The 18,062-nt window shown below is 70.3% G+C and carries 20 protein-coding genes; 13 read left to right on the top strand and 7 right to left on the bottom strand.

Annotated features, from left to right (window positions below):
• Positions 1-13: 13 nt before the first annotated feature.
• The gene (locus AC1ROW_RS10140; protein WP_493018762.1) at positions 14-784 is read left to right on the top strand and encodes a carbohydrate ABC transporter permease; all 771 of its coding nucleotides are present in this window, start codon (positions 14-16) and stop codon (positions 782-784) included.
• Between the two features lie 67 nt (positions 785-851).
• Positions 852-2,813: a glycoside hydrolase family 127 protein gene (locus AC1ROW_RS10135; protein WP_493018761.1), complete on the top strand. Its 1,962-nt coding sequence runs from the start codon at positions 852-854 to the stop codon at positions 2,811-2,813.
• Between the two features lie 74 nt (positions 2,814-2,887).
• Here AC1ROW_RS10135 and AC1ROW_RS10130 read toward each other — a convergent pair whose 3' ends face one another.
• Positions 2,888-3,964, bottom strand: a complete 1,077-nt coding sequence (locus AC1ROW_RS10130) for a LacI family DNA-binding transcriptional regulator (protein ID WP_493018760.1) — start codon at positions 3,962-3,964, stop codon at positions 2,888-2,890.
• Positions 3,965-4,158: 194 nt separating this feature from the next.
• On the opposite strand from AC1ROW_RS10130, the gene AC1ROW_RS10125 reads away from it, so the two are divergent.
• From AC1ROW_RS10125 to AC1ROW_RS10105, 5 genes are read left to right on the top strand one after another with little or no spacing between them, the layout of a single operon-like run.
• A complete protein-coding gene (locus AC1ROW_RS10125) occupies positions 4,159-5,046 on the top strand; it encodes an ABC transporter substrate-binding protein (protein ID WP_493018759.1) in 888 nt (295 codons plus the stop codon).
• Between the two features lie 18 nt (positions 5,047-5,064).
• Positions 5,065-5,853, top strand: coding sequence for an amino acid ABC transporter permease (locus tag AC1ROW_RS10120; protein WP_493018758.1), 789 nt, complete (start codon positions 5,065-5,067; stop codon positions 5,851-5,853).
• Positions 5,850-6,620, top strand: a complete 771-nt coding sequence (locus AC1ROW_RS10115) for an amino acid ABC transporter ATP-binding protein (RefSeq protein WP_493018757.1) — start codon at positions 5,850-5,852, stop codon at positions 6,618-6,620. Before AC1ROW_RS10120 ends, AC1ROW_RS10115 begins: the two co-directional genes overlap by 4 nt.
• Entirely contained in the window at positions 6,617-7,645 is a 1,029-nt protein-coding gene (locus AC1ROW_RS10110) for a Gfo/Idh/MocA family protein (protein WP_493018756.1), read from the top strand. The genes AC1ROW_RS10115 and AC1ROW_RS10110 overlap by 4 nt, the downstream gene beginning before the upstream one ends.
• Positions 7,642-8,820 (top strand): NAD(P)/FAD-dependent oxidoreductase, encoded by a 1,179-nt coding sequence (locus tag AC1ROW_RS10105; protein ID WP_493018755.1) that lies wholly within the window; start codon positions 7,642-7,644, stop codon positions 8,818-8,820. The genes AC1ROW_RS10110 and AC1ROW_RS10105 overlap by 4 nt, the downstream gene beginning before the upstream one ends.
• 80 nt (positions 8,821-8,900) lie before the next feature.
• Here AC1ROW_RS10105 and AC1ROW_RS10100 read toward each other — a convergent pair whose 3' ends face one another.
• The 5 genes from AC1ROW_RS10100 to AC1ROW_RS10080 all read right to left on the bottom strand — a co-directional run bounded on the left by AC1ROW_RS10100 (position 8,901) and on the right by AC1ROW_RS10080 (position 12,445).
• Positions 8,901-9,278, bottom strand: a complete 378-nt coding sequence (locus AC1ROW_RS10100) for a VOC family protein (RefSeq protein ID WP_493018754.1) — start codon at positions 9,276-9,278, stop codon at positions 8,901-8,903.
• Positions 9,279-9,334: 56 nt separating this feature from the next.
• The gene (locus tag AC1ROW_RS10095) at positions 9,335-9,697 is read right to left on the bottom strand and encodes a cupin domain-containing protein (protein ID WP_493018753.1); all 363 of its coding nucleotides are present in this window, start codon (positions 9,695-9,697) and stop codon (positions 9,335-9,337) included.
• Positions 9,697-10,422, bottom strand: coding sequence for an alpha/beta fold hydrolase (locus AC1ROW_RS10090; protein ID WP_493018752.1), 726 nt, complete (start codon positions 10,420-10,422; stop codon positions 9,697-9,699). Before AC1ROW_RS10090 ends, AC1ROW_RS10095 begins: the two co-directional genes overlap by 1 nt.
• A 126-nt stretch (positions 10,423-10,548) precedes the next feature.
• Complete coding sequence (locus tag AC1ROW_RS10085) at positions 10,549-10,944, bottom strand: SRPBCC family protein (RefSeq protein WP_493018751.1); 396 nt, start codon at positions 10,942-10,944, stop codon at positions 10,549-10,551.
• 52 nt (positions 10,945-10,996) lie between these two features.
• Complete coding sequence (locus AC1ROW_RS10080; RefSeq protein ID WP_493018750.1) at positions 10,997-12,445, bottom strand: cation:dicarboxylate symporter family transporter; 1,449 nt, start codon at positions 12,443-12,445, stop codon at positions 10,997-10,999.
• Between the two features lie 145 nt (positions 12,446-12,590).
• On the opposite strand from AC1ROW_RS10080, the gene AC1ROW_RS10075 reads away from it, so the two are divergent.
• From AC1ROW_RS10075 to AC1ROW_RS10050, 6 genes are all read left to right on the top strand, one after another.
• The gene (locus AC1ROW_RS10075) at positions 12,591-13,862 is read left to right on the top strand and encodes a sensor histidine kinase (RefSeq protein WP_493018749.1); all 1,272 of its coding nucleotides are present in this window, start codon (positions 12,591-12,593) and stop codon (positions 13,860-13,862) included.
• Entirely contained in the window at positions 13,859-14,539 is a 681-nt protein-coding gene (locus AC1ROW_RS10070) for a response regulator (RefSeq protein WP_493018748.1), read from the top strand. The genes AC1ROW_RS10075 and AC1ROW_RS10070 overlap by 4 nt, the downstream gene beginning before the upstream one ends.
• A gap of 105 nt (positions 14,540-14,644) precedes the next feature.
• Positions 14,645-15,298: a hypothetical protein gene (locus AC1ROW_RS10065; RefSeq protein WP_493018747.1), complete on the top strand. Its 654-nt coding sequence runs from the start codon at positions 14,645-14,647 to the stop codon at positions 15,296-15,298.
• 61 nt (positions 15,299-15,359) lie between these two features.
• Positions 15,360-16,028 (top strand): cation diffusion facilitator family transporter, encoded by a 669-nt coding sequence (locus AC1ROW_RS10060; RefSeq protein WP_493018746.1) that lies wholly within the window; start codon positions 15,360-15,362, stop codon positions 16,026-16,028.
• A gap of 155 nt (positions 16,029-16,183) precedes the next feature.
• Positions 16,184-16,399 carry a hypothetical protein gene (locus AC1ROW_RS10055; protein WP_493018745.1) on the top strand — a complete coding sequence of 72 codons (216 nt, stop codon included), beginning with the start codon at positions 16,184-16,186 and terminating at the stop codon, positions 16,397-16,399.
• Between the two features lie 32 nt (positions 16,400-16,431).
• Positions 16,432-17,025, top strand: coding sequence for a YdeI/OmpD-associated family protein (locus tag AC1ROW_RS10050; protein WP_493018744.1), 594 nt, complete (start codon positions 16,432-16,434; stop codon positions 17,023-17,025).
• Between the two features lie 10 nt (positions 17,026-17,035).
• Here the strand turns inward: AC1ROW_RS10050 and AC1ROW_RS10045 are convergent, their stop codons facing one another.
• The gene (locus AC1ROW_RS10045) at positions 17,036-18,022 is read right to left on the bottom strand and encodes an NADP-dependent oxidoreductase (RefSeq protein ID WP_493018743.1); all 987 of its coding nucleotides are present in this window, start codon (positions 18,020-18,022) and stop codon (positions 17,036-17,038) included.
• Positions 18,023-18,062: the final 40 nt, after the last annotated feature.

Raw genomic sequence — 18,062 nt, 5'->3', positions numbered from 1 at the left:
GGCACTCTTCCTCATGCCGATTCTGTGGGCCACACTGAACTCGTTCAAGACATCCGCGGAGGCCAACCAAGCGAACCCGACCTGGTTTCCGCACAGCTTCTCCTTGGAGAACTACGCGAAGCTGGCCACCTACGGCAACGGGATCGGCGTCTACCTGTGGAACAGCCTGTCCCTGTCCGTCCTCGTCGTCATCGGGACCGTCGTGGTCACTGTGCTCGCCGGGTACGGATTCGCGCGATTCCGCTTCCGCGGGAAGTCCGTGCTGTTCGGCACGACGCTGCTGATCCTGATGGTGCCCTACGCCACCATCCTCATTCCGCTGTACATCGTCCTCGGCTGGCTGCACCTCACCAACTCGGTGATCGGGCTCGCCCTGACGCTGGTCATGTTCCAGATGCCCTTCGGCGTCTTCCTCATGCGCAACAGTTTCGAGTCGATTCCGCGCGAACTCGAGGAAGCCGCCCTCGTGGACGGTTGCGGGCCGGTCGGCGCGCTGCGCCACGTCTCACTGAGGCTCGTCCTGCCCGGGGTGGTGACCGTGGCCCTATTCTCGTTCCTGGCTTCGTGGAACGAGTTCCTCGCACCGCTCATCTTCTTGAACGACGGCTCCCAGTACACCCTCCCGCTGATGCTGGTCGGCCTCTCCACCGGTCAATACGGAGCGGTCGATTACGGCTCGCTCCAAGCCGGTGTCGTGATCACCATCGTGCCGGTCCTTCTGCTCTACCTCGCGCTGCAGCGCTACTACGTTTCGGGGCTGGTCAACGGCGCCCTGCGCGGGTGACCGCACTGCCGCCGAATCGACCTCTTCTGCAACTCCCTCGCCGCACACCAACCAAGGAGACTTCTTCGTGACTACCAGGCGTCAAATCGCTCCCGTCCTCCCACTCGCCGCAGACCGCTTGGCCGTGAGTCCACTGGGCCTCGACTCCGTGCGGATCAGCAGCGGGGTCTGGGCGGACTGGCAGAGAGATAACCGAACGATCACGACTCCGCACTCCTTCCACTGGCTGGAGCGAGACGGGACCGTCGACAACCTCCGCCGTCTCGACCCGGCCGGTTCCGGCAAGCCGGAGCGCCGAGGGCTGTGGTTCACCGACTCGGATCTCTACAAGGCGCTCGAAGCAGTGGCGTGGGACCTGGGCCGTGAGGACTCGAGCGAACTGACCGAACTCGTCGCGGACGTCTCGGACATCATCCGCCGCGCTCAGCTGCCCGACGGGTACCTCAACTCGTTCGTCCAGGCCGGGCTCGATGTCCGCTGGGACAACCTCGTCAAAAGCCATGAGCTCTACTGCATCGGCCACCTCATCCAGGCCGGGATCGCCCATCGACGCTCGACCAGGCGCTCGGAGCTCTTCGACATCGCGGTCGCCGCCGCTGACGTCGTGGTGGCCGACTTCGGCGGTGGCCGTCGCGCCGACACCGACGGCCACGAGGAGATCGAGATGGCCCTCGTCGAGCTGTACCGCGAGACGGGAGAGCGAGCGTATCTCGACGTGGCCCGGCAGCTGGTGGATGTCCGCGGCCATGGGACTCTCGACACCTCGAAGTTCGGGGACAGCCCGTATTACCAGGATGCGACTCCGGTTCGCGACGAGACCACGGTCGTCGGTCACGCCGTTCGCGCCGTCTACCTGCTCGCCGGGGTGATCGACATCGCGATCGAGACCGGAGAGGACGCGTTGTTGAGGGCGGCAGTCACCCAGTGGGAGTCGATGACGGCGACGAAGACGTACCTCACAGGCGCTGTCGGCTCGCGCTTCATCGGTGAAGCGTTCGGCGACGCGTACGAGCTGCCGCCGGACCTCGCCTACGGCGAGACGTGCGCGACGATCGGCAACATGATGGTCAGCTGGCGCCTCCTCCTCCTCACGGGAGAGTCGCGATTCGCCGACGCGATCGAGCGGGCCCTGTACAACCTGTTCGCGGCCTCGACCGCCGCCGATCGCAAGGGGTTCTTCTACAACAACCCGGCCCAACGGCGCACTGCTCTCGATGCGGCGCCGGCCAACACCCGACCGGATCGCGCGGATGCTCCGGGCACCCGGCCGGCGTGGTTCGAGTGCGCGTGCTGCCCTCCCAACATCATGCGCACGATCGCGTCGCTGGGTGCGTACGTCAGCACCGCGACCGCTGACTCCATCCAGCTCCACCAGTTCATGCCGGCGACGATCGAGACGGCGATCGGGGCCGGAGAGGTCGCCCTGCGGGTGGAGACGCGCTATCCGATCGACGGGAGTATCGAGGTCACGGTGACCCGGGCGACGGGGACCGAATGGGCGTTGGACATTCGGGTCCCGGACTGGGCGGACTCGGTGACGGTCGCCGTCAACGGCACTGCGACAGCGGCGGAGGTGACGTCGCGTGGCTATGCACGCGTGGTGCGCGCATGGGCCCCCGGCGACATCGCCACCATCGTCCTGCCGGTGAAGCCCCGTCTGACCGTGGCGCACCCCGCTGTGGATGCCGTACGCGGCGCCGTCGCCATCGAGCGGGGCCCCGTCGTCTACGCGTTCGAGAGCGTCGACCAGGCGCCGGAGGTCGATCTGAACCACGTCGAACTCCTCGACGACCCGCGGCTCGAGGAGGAGGTCCATGACGATTTCCTCGGCCAGGCCGCCGTGCTCATCACAGCCCGCGGCCGCGCACGCGAGGACGGTCGCTGGAATGCGGGCTGGATGAGGCGCGAGGACGTGCCGCCGAGCGACGGACAGGACGTGGTGTTGCGGGCGATCCCGTACGCGCTGTGGGCGAACCGTGGTCCATCCGTGATGCGTGTCTTCATCCCGGTCGAAGGCACCATGCCCTGACGGGGAGCGGGCGTTCCGGGATACGAACGCGGGCTGGCTGAGGTCTCCGAAAGGCGCATCGTCGACGTCCCGCTTCATCGCGGAGCGTCGGGTGGTGCGCTGACGGAATCACGGGCTACCAGGCGTGTGCCGAAGACGAGCGTGGGGTCGGTGATCGGCTGCCGGCGCAGCCGCTGCAGCGCTCGGCGCGCGGCGGCAGCGCCCAGCTCGTAGATCGGCTGCTCGACCACGGTCAGCGGTGGCGTGGTGATCGCTGTCCAGTCGGGGTTGTCGAAGGCGATCAGAGAGACGTCGTCGGGGAGCCGGAGCCCGTCCGCGCGGAGGGTGGTGAACACGGACATCGCGATCAGGCTGTCCGAGGCGATGATCGCCGTGACGGGCGGGTCGTCGTGGAGCAGCTCGCGGGTCACCGTGTCCACCCCGCGGCGGCGGGCGTCGAGGCGGATGTACCGCTCCGGCGCTTCGATGCCGGCGGCGTCGAGAGCGTGAAGGACGCCGTCGATGCGGTCCGCGACCGTGGACATCGTGATCATGTCGCCCCTGCTGTAGCTCGAGCGAGGGTGCTCGTGCGTCGAGATGAAAGCGATCCGGCGGTGGCCCTGGCGGAGAAGCTCCTCGGTCGCCGCCACCGCGGCCGCACGGTTGTCGACGGTGACCGCGTCGTAGCCTTCGCCGTTGGCGCGGCGGTCGAGCAGGACCAACGGCCGGCCCGCGCGGACGGCGTTGGCGAGGTGGTCGACATGGGCCGACGACGCAGGGGCGACGATGAGGGCGTCGACCTGGTTGTCGAGGAGGACCTCCAGGGCCGCCTCCTCGGCCTCGACCATCTCATCCGAGTTGATGAGGATGACCGAGTACCCTTCAGCGCTCGCGACGTCGGAGATGCCGCGCATCGCCACGGCGAAGAACGGGTTCTCGATGTCTCCGACGATGACCCCGATCGTGTTGGACCGTCCCGTGTTCATCGACTTCGCGAGGGCGTTGGGGCGGTAGTCGAGTTCTTCGGCCGCGGCGCGGACCCGGTCGCGGACCGCCTGGCTGACCTGACCGTACTCGCCGAGAGCTCTCGCCGCCGTCGCCTTCGAGACCTGCGCGACCCGGGCGATGTCCGCCACCGTCGCCGCACGCCTGACCGGGTGCCGAGAGCTCATCCATGCCGCCTTCCGTTCGTTACCTTCACCGTAGATCGCCGTGTTGACGAATCCGCGATGCGTCGGGTAGTGTCCCAGAAAACCAACTGAGACCGGTCTCAGCCTAACCAACTGAGACCGGTCTCGGCAACCAAGATCGACGAGGATCGCCCCCGCGTCCCGCCGAATCACCCCAACGCATGATTGGACCCGCAGTGAAACGACGCACCCTCCTCCGGCCCGCCGGCCTCATCGCGGCCGTTGCCGCCGCCGCCCTCGTGCTCTCCGCCTGCTCCTCCGGGGGCGGCGCGGGCTCCGCCGCCGGGGCCTCCAGCACCACCGGCTCGTCCAACTCGTACGGACTGATCCAGGCGGGCACCGTCCGCGTGGCCAGCCTCGGCGACGCCAAGCCCTACACGTTCACGGACGCCAAGGGCGACTTCACCGGCTTCGACGTCGAACTCTTCACCGATGTCGCGAAGCGCGCGGGGCTCGGCAAGGCGGTCTTCACCGGGCAGGACTTCTCCGGCCTCCTCGCCGCCGTGGCCAACCACCAGTTCGACGTCGGGGTCGCCGCCATCGGCATCACCGCCGACCGCAAGAAGACGGTCGACTTCTCGGACGGCTACCTGGCCGGCTACCTGAGCGTGCTGACGACCAAGAGCTCGGGCATCGGATCTGCGAAGGACCTGGCAGGCAAGCGCCTCGGCGTGGTGCAGGGGACGCTGCAGGAGACCTACGCGGCCACGCACTTCCCGAAGGCGAACCTGGTTCGCTTCCCGGACAACAACTCCGCGGTCTCGGCGCTGAACAGCGGCTCGGTGGACGCGCACTTCCTGGACTACGAGGCGGTGAAGAGCTACATCGCTCAGTACCCGAATCTCAAGGACGCCGACGACATCCCCTCGTTCGACGCCCCTGCGGGCTTCGCGATCGCCAAGGGCAACCCGAAGCTGAAGGCCGCGCTGAACACCGCGCTGCACGCCGCGATGGAGGACGGCACCTGGAAGAAGCTCTACCAGAAGTGGTTCCCGGGCTCCCCGATGCCCGAGCAGTACCTGCCGAAGGCGGAGCAGACCTCGACCCCGACTCCGAGCAAGTAGGGCGGCAGGGAGATCCCCATGGACTGGCTCACCACCATCACCCACACCTTCTTCGACCTCCCTTCGATGCTGCAGGTCTTCCCGCAGCTGCTCGGCGTCGGACTGGTGAACACGCTGATCATCTCCGCCTCGGCGACCGTGCTGGGCGTCGTGCTCGGCATGGTCGTCGCGGTCATGGGGATCTCCACGTCGCGGTGGCTCCGCATCCCGGCGCGCGTCTACACCGACATCTTCCGCGGCCTGCCCGCCATCCTGACCATCCTGCTGATCGGACAGGGCTTCGCGCGGTTCTCCCAGTCGGTCTTCGGCCCGTCTCCGTACCCGCTCGGGATCGTGGCGCTGTCGCTGATCGCGTCGGCGTACATCGGGGAGATCTTCCGCGCCGGCATCCAGAGCGTCGATCGGGGCCAGCTCGAGGCCTGCCGGGCACTCGGTCTCAGCTACGGCAAGGCGATGCGGCTGGTCGTCGTCCCGCAGGGTGTGCGGCGCGTCCTCCCCGCCCTGGTCAATCAGTTCATCGCGATCGTGAAGGACTCCAGCCTGGTGTACTTCCTCGGCCTGCTGGTCGGCGAGCGGGAGCTGTTCCGCGTCGGCCAGGATGCGGCGGTGCTGACCGGCAACCTGTCTCCGCTGGTGCTCGCCGGGCTCTTCTACCTGGTGATCACCGTTCCACTCACCCACGTGGTGAACCACTTCGACAACCGGTTCCGCACCGGGCGTCGCAAGCCCACCGCCCCCAAGAGCGGGCTGGACGAACTGGACGAGCTGCAGACCCCTGCGCCGATCACCCTCGGGAGCAACACATGACCTACACCTCTCCACTTCCCGCGCAGACCACGCCCGACTTCCGCGGCTCCGCTCTCGAGCTGGTCGACCTGACGATGGCCTACGGCGACGTCGAGGTCCTCCGCGGAGTGAGCATCTCCGTCGCGCCCGGGACGACGACCTGCGTGATCGGCCCGTCCGGATCGGGCAAGTCCACGATGCTGCGCGGCGTCAACCGGCTGCACGAGCCCAAGTCCGGCGACGTGCGACTCGGCGGCGAGAGCATCCTCGCCACGAAGCCGGATGTGCTCCGCCGGCGGATCGGGCTGGTCTTCCAGCACTTCAACCTCTTCCCCGACCACACCGCACTCCAGAACGTGACGCTGGCCCTGCGCTCGGTCAAGAAACTGCCCTCGGAGCAAGCCCGCCGTATCGCCGAGGAGCGGCTGACCGAGGTGGGGCTCGGCGAGCGGATGGATCACCGCCCGCGCGACCTCTCCGGCGGGCAGCAGCAGCGCGTCGCCATCGCGCGAGCCCTCGCGATGGAACCGGAGGTCATGCTGTTCGACGAGGTCACCAGTGCCCTCGACCCCGAACTCGTGAAGGGTGTCCTGAACCTCATGGCGGACCTGGGCCGTCGTGGGATGACCATGGTCGTCGTCACCCACGAGATGAACTTCGCCCGCAAGGTCGCGGACCAGGTCGTCTTCATGGATGAGGGCCGGGTCGTCGAGGCCGGACGTCCGGACGACCTCTTCGACCGGCCGCAGAGCCCGCGCCTTCAGCGGTTCCTCTCGGAGGTGCTGTGAGCGACGCGGCCCCGCTCCGCGTCGGGCTCGTCGGTTACGGCGTGGCCGGCCGGGTGTTCCACGCTCCGCTCATCGCGGCCGATCCCGCCTTCGAGTTCGCTGCGGTCGTCACCTCCCAGGCGGGCAGGCTCCACGCCGACCACCCGCACGTCGCAGCCGTGCCCGACGCGGACGCGCTGCTGGCGCTCCCGGGAATCGACCTGGTGGTCGTGGCGTCGCCGACGCCGCTGCATGTCGCCCACGCGACCGCCGCGGTCGAGACCGGTATCGCCACTGTCGTCGACAAGCCGTTCGCGCCCGACGCGGCGTCCGGGCGCGAACTCATCCGCCGCGCGGAAGCGGCCGGCGTCCCGTTCACGGTCTTTCAGAACCGGAGGTGGGACGGCGATTTCCTGACCGTGAGGCGGCTGGTCGGCGACGGATCGCTGGGCGACGTCCGGCGGTTCGAGTCGCGATTCGAATGGTGGAAGCCGGAGACGGACGCATCCTGGAAGTCGAACACGGCGGTGAGCGACGGAGGCGGAATCCTCTTCGACCTCGGTGCGCACGTGATCGACCAGGCGCTGGTGCTGTTCGGGCCGGCCCGCGTGGCGTACGCGGAGGTCCGCAACCGCCGCGGCGGTCGAGCCGACGACGACGCCTTCGTGGTGCTCGATCACGACTCGGGCACGACGAGCCACCTCTGGATGAGCGCGGTCGCGCCGGTGACCGGCGAGCGGTTCCGGGTCCTCGGCTCGCGGGCCGGGTTCGTCTCGTCCGGACTCGACCCGCAGGAAGACCGCCTCGCGGCCGGCAGGAGCCCGGCCGACCCCGGGATCGGAAGATCCGACACGCCGGGGCTGCTGGGGGCGGGCGCCGATACTCGCGCCTTCCCCCTCGAAGCCGGCGACTACGCCGCGTTCTATCGACGGCTCGCGCAGTCGCTCACACAGGGGTCTCCCCTGCCGGTCGACCCGCGTGACAGCCTCGCCGCCCTGGAACTGATCGAAACCATCCACTCTTCGAACCGAAAGCGAACACCATGACCGTCTCTCCCGCCCCCTCCCGTGTCGTCGTCGTCGGCGGCGGAATCCTCGGCGCCTCGACGTGCGCTCAGCTGGCCCGCGGCGGCGCGGAGGTCACCCTCGTCACCGCAGGCCGCCTCGCCGACGGCGCGTCGGGCCGCTCGATCGCGTGGCTGAACTCGTCAGGCGATCGCACAGCCGAATACCACTACCTCCGGCTCATCGCCCTGGACCGGTACCGCACGTGGCGGGAGCGCCACCCGGAAGGCCACCGGTTCGTGCGGTTCGACGGCGCCATGAAGTGGGCGGCGAACGGCGAGAGCTTCCGGGAGACGTTCGAATTCGAACGCGCCAACGGGTACGACTCGGTGTGGGTCGACCGCGCCGACGTGCCGACGGTCGCCCCGGATGTCGATGCGGCCGCGGTCGCCGAAGAGGGCGCGATCTTCAACGCGGGGGAGGGCTGGGTCAGCCTGCCGGACGTCATCGCCGCCCTGATCGCGGAGGCCGTCGCGGACGGCGCGACGATCCTCGAAGGCGTCGGAGAAGCACGTGTCGACGTCGTCGACGGCGTGGCCGTCGGTGTGATGCTGGCCGACGGTACCCGTCTCCCGGCCGACCACGTCGTGCTCGCAACCGGCTCGAGCGTCCCCGGCACCCTCGCCGCCCTCGGGGTGACCGTGCCGGATGCGACGCCCGCCGCCTTCGTCGTGTTCACCGAGCCGGTCGACATCGAGGTGAAGACCGTGCTCAACACCCCGCGCGTCGCGATCCGTCCGACGCCGGACGGCCGCCTGGTCCTGGACGCCGACTGGGCGGAGCAGTCGGTCGTCATCGCGGCGGACGGGTCGATCGAGGTGCCCGCCGAGTCCGTGCAGGGCCTGCTCGAGGAGGCGTCCAGAATGCTCCGCGGCAACCCTCGGCTGCGCGCCCAGTCCATCGGCGCCGGCCTGAAGCCGATCCCGGGGGACGGCGAGCCGGTTGCCGGCCCTGTGCCCTCGGTTCCGGGTCTTTACGCGCTCTTCACGCACTCGGGTGCGACGCTCGGTCTCGCCCTCGGTGAGCTCGCCGCCGAGGAGATCCTCACGGGAACGCCGTCGCCGCTGCTGGAGACGTTCCGCCTCGACCGGTTCGGGGTGGATGCGTCTGCCGAGGGAGCGTCGACGGGCGCCTGGAAGCCGGTTCTCCAGAACTGAGCGGAGCACGACGTCCACAGCCGGCGTCCGTCATCGGAAGGGGTGACGGGCGCCGGTCCGCTCCGTGCAGTGGTCCGCGATCACGGGTCGTGCCGCGGCTCGAAGCTCACGAGCCCGACCGTGTTGCCTTCGCTGTCCTCGATGAAGGCCATCCACTCGTCGTTGCCGGCCGGCCCGATCGTGTCGTCCGCGTGGGTGAAGATCACGTGCGGCTCGGTGACGACCGTCACTCCGTCACCCCGCAGCCGCTCCACGGTCTCCGCCACATCGTCGACCTGGATGTAGATCAGCGCGGAGGGCGCGGCCTTGTCCAGCAGGAGGCGGCTGATTCCGACGTTGAAGAACAGCAGGCCCGGCGGATCGAAGCGGGCGGCCGGCGCCTCGCCGAGCAGGTTCTCGTAGAACATCGCGGCACGGTCGAGGTCGTCGGCGTGCTGTGCGACCTGCAGAATCTCCACGCGCTCAGTATCCGGTCAGCGGTGCCTCAGCACCAGCCCCGGAGATCACGGCGCTGTCAGACATCCTCGGCGACGAAGGTCGCGAGCGGCCGGTCCGCGCTGACCACGTAGGTGGAGAGCATGCGTCCCGTGCCCGGTCCGAGGTCGCGCGCGTTGTGGGGTGTGTCCGGCGGGATCAGGAACCCGCTTCCCGCTTCGAGGTGCAGGGACGCCGCTCCCCGGATCTGCATCTCGACGGTGCCGGCGAGGATGTAGCCGACTTCCTCGCCGGGGTGGGTGTGCCAACCGGATTCCACCCCCTCCGGGATCTCGGTCAGCACCTGCACGATCACCCTCCCCGGGATCGAGGATTCGGCTCGCTGCACCTCCGTGCGGTGCAGGCGCCCTGCGAGGTCGTCGCGCTGCTCGCCGCCGCCCATCAGTGGACGGCTTCGAGCGCGCGGAGGATCACGTCGGCCACGGCTCGCGGCTGGGAGACCATGATGAGGTGCGAGCCCTCCAGCTCGGTCAGTTGCGCGCCGGCGGTGCGAGCCATCGCGAGGAGCACGTCCGAGCCGGCCGCCTTGTCGCCAGTCGCCACGACCGCCCACGAGGGCAGCCGTCGCCACGCCGGCGGCCCGTTCTTCTCGTCGAACGCCGCAGCGGCGACAGGGCGCTGCGAGGCGGCGAGCACCGCTCCCTGCTCGTGCGGCAGGTCTCCGGCGAACACGCGGGGGAACTCGGTTTCGCCGACGAACAGTTCCACGGCCGGTCGACCGTCGGGGCCGGGGTAGTTCTTCTGCACGAGAGCCGGCCCGAGCGCGCTGTCGCGGGATGTGCCCTCGATCTCGCCGAGCGACTGGCCTTCGTCGGGTGCGAACCCGGAGACGAACACCAAGGCTTTGACGGCGTCGAGGCCGGTTGCGGCATTGCTGATGATGGCGCCGCCGTAGGAGTGGCCGACGAGCACGACGGGCGCGTCCAGCTGCTGGACGACGCTGCGCAGGTAGTCGGAGTCGACGGCGATGCCGCGGAGCGCGATGGCGGGAGCGAGGACCCGGACGCCCTCGGCCTGCAGGAGTTCGATGACGCCGGCCCAGCTCGACGCGTCGGCGAACGCGCCGTGCATCAGGACGACAGTCGGATCGGTGTGAGTGTCGGACATCGGGGGTTCCCTGTCACGATCGACGTCAGCGTGATGGATCGCCGGCAGGTCGCCGCTGTGCGCCGCCGGCGCCCGGGCGACCCGGGCGACGCGGCCAGTGTAGCCATGAGAGCCTAGCTTGGCTAGCTATCCTTGGGCGCGACGGAGATTGTCCGCGATCGTCTCGAGCGTTCCGTCGAGCGCCTGCTGCATCCCCTGGAAGTCCTCGGTGGTGTGGATGGTCAGCTCGACCCGGTCGTCCGCCAGGCGCAACGACCCGTGGTAGTCGTGCGGACCGGGGGCCGACCAGCCGACCTCGCGTGCGGCATGGTCGACGTCGAACGCGGCGACGGAGGTGACGGTCTCGTCCCGGCCGTCGCGGTCCGCGTCGACGTGGGCGGTCGTCTCGACCTTCCCGTCGGGTAACTCGTGGGCCTCTGTCATGCGGGGGAAGTACGCCGGGAGGTTCTCGGGGTCGGCGATGTAGTCGAAGTACTCGTCGGCGTCGCCGTCGAGCGGCCGGGTCGCGGTGTAGGTGGGCATGGCCCGACCATACGTCCGCGATCCCGGCCTGCCAGGGGTTGACCGCCGGCCGTCAGCGGAGCACGCCCGCCTCCCGCTGTCGCGCCCGCTCCTCCTTGGCCGCGGCCTCGGCGAGTGCCGCCTCGCCCAGTCCCGCCGTTCCGACCGCCGCGGTGTCCGCCGACATCCCGTGCCCGTCGCCGCTGAGCGTGGTCTCGTCGAACGCCAGCTCGCCGCGCAGCACCCGGCGGGCGCGGTCGGCGTCGAACTGCCGGGTCCAGCGGCCGATGAGCACGGCCGCGACCGCGTTGCCGGTGAAGTTCGTCAGTGCGCGGCCTTCCGACATGAAGCGGTCGATCCCGACGATGACGCCCACGCCGTTCACCAGGTCCGGGCGGTAGGCCTGGAGGCCGCCGGCGAGGGTGGCCAGGCCGGCGCCCGTGACGCCCGCCGCGCCCTTCGAGGCGATGATCATGAAGACCAGCAGGCCGATCTGCTCCCCGATCGACATCGGCTGGCCCATCCCGGTCGCGATGAACAGGGAGGCCATGGTCAGGTAGATCGCGGTGCCGTCCAGGTTGAACGAGTAGCCGGTCGGAACGGTGATGCCGACGACGGGCTTGGACACCCCGAGGTGCTCGAGCTTGGCCATCAGCCGGGGGAGGGCGGACTCCGACGACGACGTGCCGACGATGAGCAGGTACTCCCGGCCCAGGTAGCCGATCAGGCGGAAGATGTTGACGCGGGCCACCGCGTAGAGGAGCGCCCCGAGCACACCGGCGACGAACAGTCCGCAGGTGATGTAGAACGCGACCATGAGCAGCCCGAGGTTCCAGATCGCCGAGACGCCGGTCGCGCCCACCACGGCGGCGATAGCCCCGAACGCGCCGATCGGCGCGAGCCAGAGGATCATCCCGAGGATGCGGAACACGAGCGACTGCAGGTGCTTCACCGCGGTCATGATCCCCTCGCCCGTGCGTCCCATCTTCTGCACGGCGAAGCCGACCAGCAGCGCGATGAACAGCACCTGGAGGACGCTGCCCTGGGTGAAGGCGGAGAAGAACGAGGTCGGGATGATGCCGAGCACGAAGTCGGAGGTCGACGCGGCCTCCCCGGTCGCCTTGTAGGTGGACCTCGCCATGTCCAGGCCCGCGCCGGGGTGGATGAGGTTGCCGACCACCAGGCCGATGGCCAGCGCCACGCTCGACATGACCAGGAAGTACACGAGCGCGAGGCCGCCGACCTTGCCGACCGTGGCGGCTTTCGCGATCGACCCGACTCCCACGACGATCGTGCAGAAGATGATCGGCGCGATCATCATGTGGATCAGCGCCACGAAGCCCTCGCCGAGCGGCTTGAGCGCCACCCCGGCCTGGGGCCAGACCAGGCCGACGATCGCGCCGAGCACGACCGCGGCGATCACCGCCAGGTACAGCCAGGTGTGCTTGTCCCAGGCGCGTTTCCCCCGCCGCCAGTCGTAGCCCGGCAGGCGGAAGGAGGTGGTGCGGGTCGAGAGTGCCATCGTCGTCTCCTGAAGAACGTCGCTGTTCGTCCCCGCCGGGTCCGGCGGGCGGTCGGCCCAGCATCGCCCCGAGGGGAGGCCGCAGCCGGGTTGCGGTCGTATTGGTCTCGGACGCTCCGCGACGATGTCTGGCACGCTGGGGAGTATGGGTCGACGACGACGGACGGTGCGCAGTGCGGCGTCGCGCGTGTTCGCGGTCCTGATCGGCGTCGTGCTCCTCGCCGGCGTGCTGACGGCGATGCTGCTCGGGCTCGACGCGCAGCGGTCCGCGCAGGCAGAGGCCGAGCGGGAGACCCGCTCGGTCTCCGAGACGCTGGCCGCGACGCCGGGGGTCCGGTCGGCGCTGGAGTCCGGTGCGAGCGCGGCGACCGCCGCGTTGCAGCCGTTCAGCCTGCAGGTGACGCGAAGCACCGGAGTGGACTTCGTCACGATCATGACGGCGTCGGGCATCCGCGTCACGCACCCCGACCCGGCGCAGATCGGCAAGCACTACATCGGCAGCATCCCGGACCGGCCCGTCGCGCTGACGGAGCAGTACACCGGAACGCTCGGGCCCTCCATCCGCACGATCGCCCCGGTCACCGCCGAGGGACATGTTGTGGGCTGGGTCGCCACCGGGGTCACGGTCCAGAGCATCGGGAGCGCCCTGCTGCCCCGCCTGCCGCTCGCGATCGGCATCGCTCTCGCGGTGATCGGAGTGGGGGTCACGGGCGCCCTCGTCGTGCGGTGGGTCACCCGACGGGTGACCGGGGACCTCCCAGCCCGCGATGTGCGCGACGCGGTCTCCTCCTACGAGTCGGTGCGGACCCTCGGCGAGGCGTTGCGTGCACAGAACCACGAGCACGACAACCGCATGCACACCGCGGTCTCGCTCATCGAGCTCGGCCGGACCGAGGAGGCTGTCCAGATCCTGACCGAGACGGCCCGGCAGAGCCAAGCCCTGGTGGACCAGGTGACGGCAGCCCGCGCCGGCGATCCCACGGTGGGAGCTCTGCTGCTCGGGAAGGCGGCGCAGGCGGCCGAGCGCGGGGTCGACTGGGAGGCCGACCTCGACCCGCGGACGCCGCGGACCCCGCTCAACCCGGTGGACGCCGTCTCGCTCGTCGGCAACCTCATCGACAACGCCCTCGACGCCGCGGCCGCCGGCCCGGAGCCGCGCTGGGTGCGGCTGCGGCTGCGGCCTGCCGCGGACCACGGCGTCCTGCTCGACGTCTCGGACAGCGGGGCGGGCGTCCCGGAGCGGCTGCGGGAGCGCATCTACGAGTCCGGCTACTCGACGAAGCCGACGGACACCGTCGGCCGCGGCGTCGGGCTCGCACTCGTGCGGGCCATCGTGGACGCGGCCGGCGGCTCCATCGAGCTGACCTCCGCCCCGACCACCTTCCGGGTGCACCTCCCGGCTCGGGAGGAACCGTGATCGGCGTCCTCCTGGTCGAGGACGAAGCGCTCACCCTCGAACTCCACCGCCGCTACGTCGAACGCCTCGACGGTTTCGAGGTCGTCGGCGAGTGCACCGGAGCGCGCGCCGCGGTCGCCGCCCTCACGGAGAGCCGGCCGGACCGTCCCATCGACCTCGTCCTGCTCGACGTGACGATGCCGGACGGCACGGGACTCGACGTGCTGCGGCACCTGCGCGCCCGCGGCTCCGACGTCGACGTCATCGCGATCACGGCGGTCCGGGACGCCGAGATGGTGCACCAGATGGCGGCGCTCGGTGTCATGCAGTACCTGGTCAAGCCGTTCTCGGGGGCGGTCTTCCGCGACCGGCTGGAACAGTACCGGGAGCACCACGAGCGGACCCGCGCCGCCGCCGGCTCGGCCACGCAGGAGGAGATCGACGCGCTCCTCGGATCGCGGCGCCCCTCCGTCGCGTCCCCGTTGCCGAAGGGCCTGTCCCCGGACACGCTCGACCGCATCCGCGAGACCGTGCGCCAGCGGGGCGCGCTCTCCGCGGCCGAGACGGCGTCGCTGCTCGGGATGTCGCGCGTCGCCGCGCGCCGTTACCTCGAATACCTCGCGGACGCGGGGCGGGTCAGCCGCGAGCCGCGGTACGGGACGCCCGGACGGCCGGAGACGGAGTACCGCTGGCGCTGAATCGCGCAGCCCGCGTAACCTTTCGCGCGCTCCCGCCGATTAAGAGAGATGAGGGCCCGCCCGAACGGCGTCCGACCACTATCGGAATCGAAAGGAAGAGACCGGATGTCGTTCTTCTCCGTGATCGTCGGCCACAAACTCGCAGCCGGGCTCATCGCGCTCGGGACCATCACCGTCGGGGGGACGGCCGCGGCTGCGTACGCCGACGCGCTCCCTGGTGGACTCCAGGAGGAGGCGCACACGCTCATCGGAGCGCCGACCGCCACCCCGTCGGCCGACCCCACAGCGCTCCCCACTGCAGAGCCGACCGACTCCGCGACGGCGACCGCGACGCCGACGCCGAGTCCGGACCCGACGTCCACGGACGTCCCGGTCGGGCCGGATGCGTCAGGCTCCGCGGCGCACGGACTCTGCACCGCCTTCGAGCACGGCGGCCTCGCGTCGACGTCCGTCGCCTTCGCGTCGCTGGAGAAGGCTGCGGGGGGTGTCGACGCAATCGACGCCTATTGCGCCACGATCGTCGAGCCGGGGCACTCCGGCGACCAGCGGCGCACCTCCACGCCGGAGCCGGCCGAGACGGACGAACCGAAGGCGCACGCCGAGCACACCGAAACGCCGGAGCCGGCTGAGACGGACGAACCGAGGGCGCACGCCGAGCACACCGAAACGCCGGAGCCGGCCGATACGCCCGACCCGGCCGACGCGCCCGACACTGCGGGTTCATCCCACCAGGGCAGCGGCGACCACAGCCACCACTAGCCGGGCGCCCAACCCCGTCGGCGCGCTCGCTCAGCTCCTGCCACGTGACAGGATCGGGAGCGTGCAATCCGACCCCGACATCGCCGCGGCAGACCCGAGACCGCGGCGCAGCCAGGCGCGCCGGGTCGCGATCGTGCTCGGGCTGAACGCTGCGCTGATCGTGGGGCTGCTCGTCGTGGGCGTGGTCGCCGGGTCGGTGAGCGTGCTGGCCGCGGCCGGGGACACCGTCGCGGACTGCCTCGCCCTCGCCCTCGGTCTGGTCGCGATCGCCCTGCGGGACCGCGACCCGGGACATCCGCGCGCGAACCGTCCCATCGCCATCGCGGCGCTCGTCAACGGGACGCTGCTGCTGGCGGTCACCGCGACGGTCGTCGCCGAGGCGATCGCCCGGCTGCGGGAGGGGTCGCCGCCGGTCGAGGGGCTCCCGGTGGTGATCGTCAGCCTGGTGACCATGGTCGTGATGCTGGCCGGCGCCCTTGTCCTCGGCTTCTCCGCGCGCGACGAGGACCTCCACATGCGGTCGGTGCTGCTGGACGCGCTCGCAGACGCCGCGGTCGCGGCCGCGATCGTGATCGCCGGTCTCGTCATCCTGCTCACCGGCGGCGCCTATTGGCTCGATCCGGTGCTCGCGCTCGGCGTCTCGCTGGTGATCGCCGTCGCCGCGGTGCGACTGATCGCGAAGGCCGTCGCCGCCCTGCGCGGCGGAGCCGTCGACTTCGACGACGACTGACGCGCCAGGAGAGGAGAGGCATCCTCGCTCCCTGACCTGGCTGTGCGTGCGACTCGGTGATAGCTTTATAAGCAAGCTGATTACCTGCCGAGGAAGGGAATCATTGTGACTCGTTCGCGCCGGCTGGGGCAGGTGACGCGCCAGGAGTGGACCACGTGAGCGCGGAACGCTCGGAGGAGGGCGCCCCGCGGCCCGCGATCCCCCGGCAGCAGCACACCGCGGACGACATCGCCTTCGCCGTGGAGCACCTGCTCGATCGGACGCACCGATCCCCGTCTCTCGACGAGATAGCGGCCCTGACGAAGTCACTCGACCGGCGCGAGCGCTTGGTGCTCGTCCGGTTCTTCACCGGGCTGAGCGTCACGCCGTAACCTGGCGGCGAACACGGAGAGGGGAGGCCGCGATGGCCGAGCTCGAGCGGTTCGTCGCGTCGGACCGGGCAGCGCTCCGGGAGTGGCTGGCGGAGAACGCGCGCACCTCAGCGGGTGTCTGGGTGGTCTACGCGAAAGGCGACGACCGCACCCTCGGCTACGACGACATCGTCGAGGAGGCCCTCTGCGTCGGCTGGGTCGACAGTCTCCCGCGCCGCCTCGACGACCGGCAGGCGATGCTCCGCCTCACCCCGCGGAACCCGCGTAGCAACTGGTCCCGGCGCAACAAGGAGCGGATCGCCTCGCTGCGCGAGCGCGGACTGATGACCGCAGAGGGCGAGGCCGTGGTGCAAGCCGCGGTGGTGGCCGGCACCTGGTCCGCGCTCGACGAGGTCGAGGAGCTGACCGAGCCGCCTTCCCTCCACTCCGCCCTGGACGACGACCCCGTCGCCCGCGCGAACTGGGACGCGTTCCCGCGTTCGGCCCGCCGCGCGATCCTCGAATGGCTGCTGTCCGCCAAGACGGACGCGACCCGCGACCGGCGCATCGAGAGCATCGTGACCGAAGCGCATGAGAACCGGCGTGCGAATCAGTGGCGCCAGCCCGGGTCGCCGTCGCGCCCCTGACGGTGCGGTGTCAGTCGCGCGCCTCCTGCACGTCGCGCGCCTTCAGGGTCCGGTACATGGTCACGGGGTGGGTGCCCAGCACGATCTTGCCGCGCGCGTGCAGATGCTGGAGGTCGTCGTACGCCGAGGCGACCTCCGTGAGCGGGTAGTAGCCCGAGATGAGCAGCGTGAAGGCGCGCTCGTCGGCCAGCCGGGCCAGGCGCTCGAGCTGGGCGGTCGCGTGGGCGACCGACTCGGGATCGTCCTGGAGCAGCCGCAGCTCCGTCTCGCGCCGGTCCTCGCTCGACCGGTAGCGCGACGGCGGGACGCCCAGGGCCTCGGCGAGGGCACGGCCGTCCTGGCCGAAGTTGTCGATCAGGGCGGTTACGCCATCGGGCGCGAGCGCACGGATCCTGTCCTCGATCCCGGCGCCGTAGGTCACCGGCCGGATGCCGAGCTGGCGCAGGTAGTCGAAGTTGCGCTCGCCGCAGGTCCCGATGACACGGGCGCCGGCGTGCTTGGCCAACTGGGCTTCGATGCTCCCCACGCCGCCGGCCGCGGCGGAGATCACCACGGTGTCGGCCGGCCCGATCCGGAGGTCGTCCAGGGTGTCGAGCGCGGTCGCGCCGGCGAGGAACAGGCCGCCGGCGGTCTCCCAGGTCACCCGGGACGGCTTGCGCACGAGTGCTCCGACCGGGGCGATCACGTGGGAGGCGTGCGCCCCCTGGCGCAGGTGCCCGATCACCTCGTCGCCGCGCCGGAACCGCCCGTCGCCGTCCCCGGTCACGACGATGCCGGCGAAGTCGCTTCCCGAGCCGCGCGGGAACGGCTCGTCGGCCCAGGCCTCCTCGCGCCCGCTCCGGATGAAGCCGTCGATGTGGTTGACGCCCGCCGTGACCACTTCGACGAGCACTTCGTCGGCGTGGAGGGGGCGGACGGGCCGCGTCCGTTTCTCGAGGACGTTGGCCCCTCCGTTCCTGTCGTACTCGTAGCTGGTCAGCTCGTCGTGCTTGCCCACCGTCGCCCTCCCTCGTCGCGTCCGGTCCGTGCACTGCCGA

The sequence above is a fragment of the Leifsonia sp. GW821-FHT13C09 genome (genome assembly GCF_058806435.1).
The sequence above is the reverse complement of the archived record's forward strand: the minus strand, read 5'-3'. Positions and strand labels throughout refer to the sequence as shown.

Bases quoted from the DNA above. Each gene is read 5' to 3' on its own strand.
- AC1ROW_RS10115 (WP_493018757.1), top strand. From the start codon at position 5,850: ATGACCTACACCTCTCCACTTCCCGCGCAGACCACGCCCGACTTCCGC.
- AC1ROW_RS10080 (WP_493018750.1), bottom strand. From the start codon at position 12,445: ATGGCACTCTCGACCCGCACCACCTCCTTCCGCCTGCCGGGCTACGAC.
- AC1ROW_RS10120 (WP_493018758.1), top strand. From the start codon at position 5,065: ATGGACTGGCTCACCACCATCACCCACACCTTCTTCGACCTCCCTTCG.
- AC1ROW_RS10090 (WP_493018752.1), bottom strand. From the start codon at position 10,422: ATGTCCGACACTCACACCGATCCGACTGTCGTCCTGATGCACGGCGCG.
- AC1ROW_RS10075 (WP_493018749.1), top strand. From the start codon at position 12,591: ATGGGTCGACGACGACGGACGGTGCGCAGTGCGGCGTCGCGCGTGTTC.
- AC1ROW_RS10105 (WP_493018755.1), top strand. From the start codon at position 7,642: ATGACCGTCTCTCCCGCCCCCTCCCGTGTCGTCGTCGTCGGCGGCGGA.
- AC1ROW_RS10130 (WP_493018760.1), bottom strand. From the start codon at position 3,964: ATGAGCTCTCGGCACCCGGTCAGGCGTGCGGCGACGGTGGCGGACATC.
- AC1ROW_RS10140 (WP_493018762.1), top strand. From the start codon at position 14: ATGCCGATTCTGTGGGCCACACTGAACTCGTTCAAGACATCCGCGGAG.
- AC1ROW_RS10050 (WP_493018744.1), top strand. From the start codon at position 16,432: ATGGCCGAGCTCGAGCGGTTCGTCGCGTCGGACCGGGCAGCGCTCCGG.
- AC1ROW_RS10065 (WP_493018747.1), top strand. From the start codon at position 14,645: ATGTCGTTCTTCTCCGTGATCGTCGGCCACAAACTCGCAGCCGGGCTC.
- AC1ROW_RS10095 (WP_493018753.1), bottom strand. From the start codon at position 9,697: ATGGGCGGCGGCGAGCAGCGCGACGACCTCGCAGGGCGCCTGCACCGC.
- AC1ROW_RS10085 (WP_493018751.1), bottom strand. From the start codon at position 10,944: ATGCCCACCTACACCGCGACCCGGCCGCTCGACGGCGACGCCGACGAG.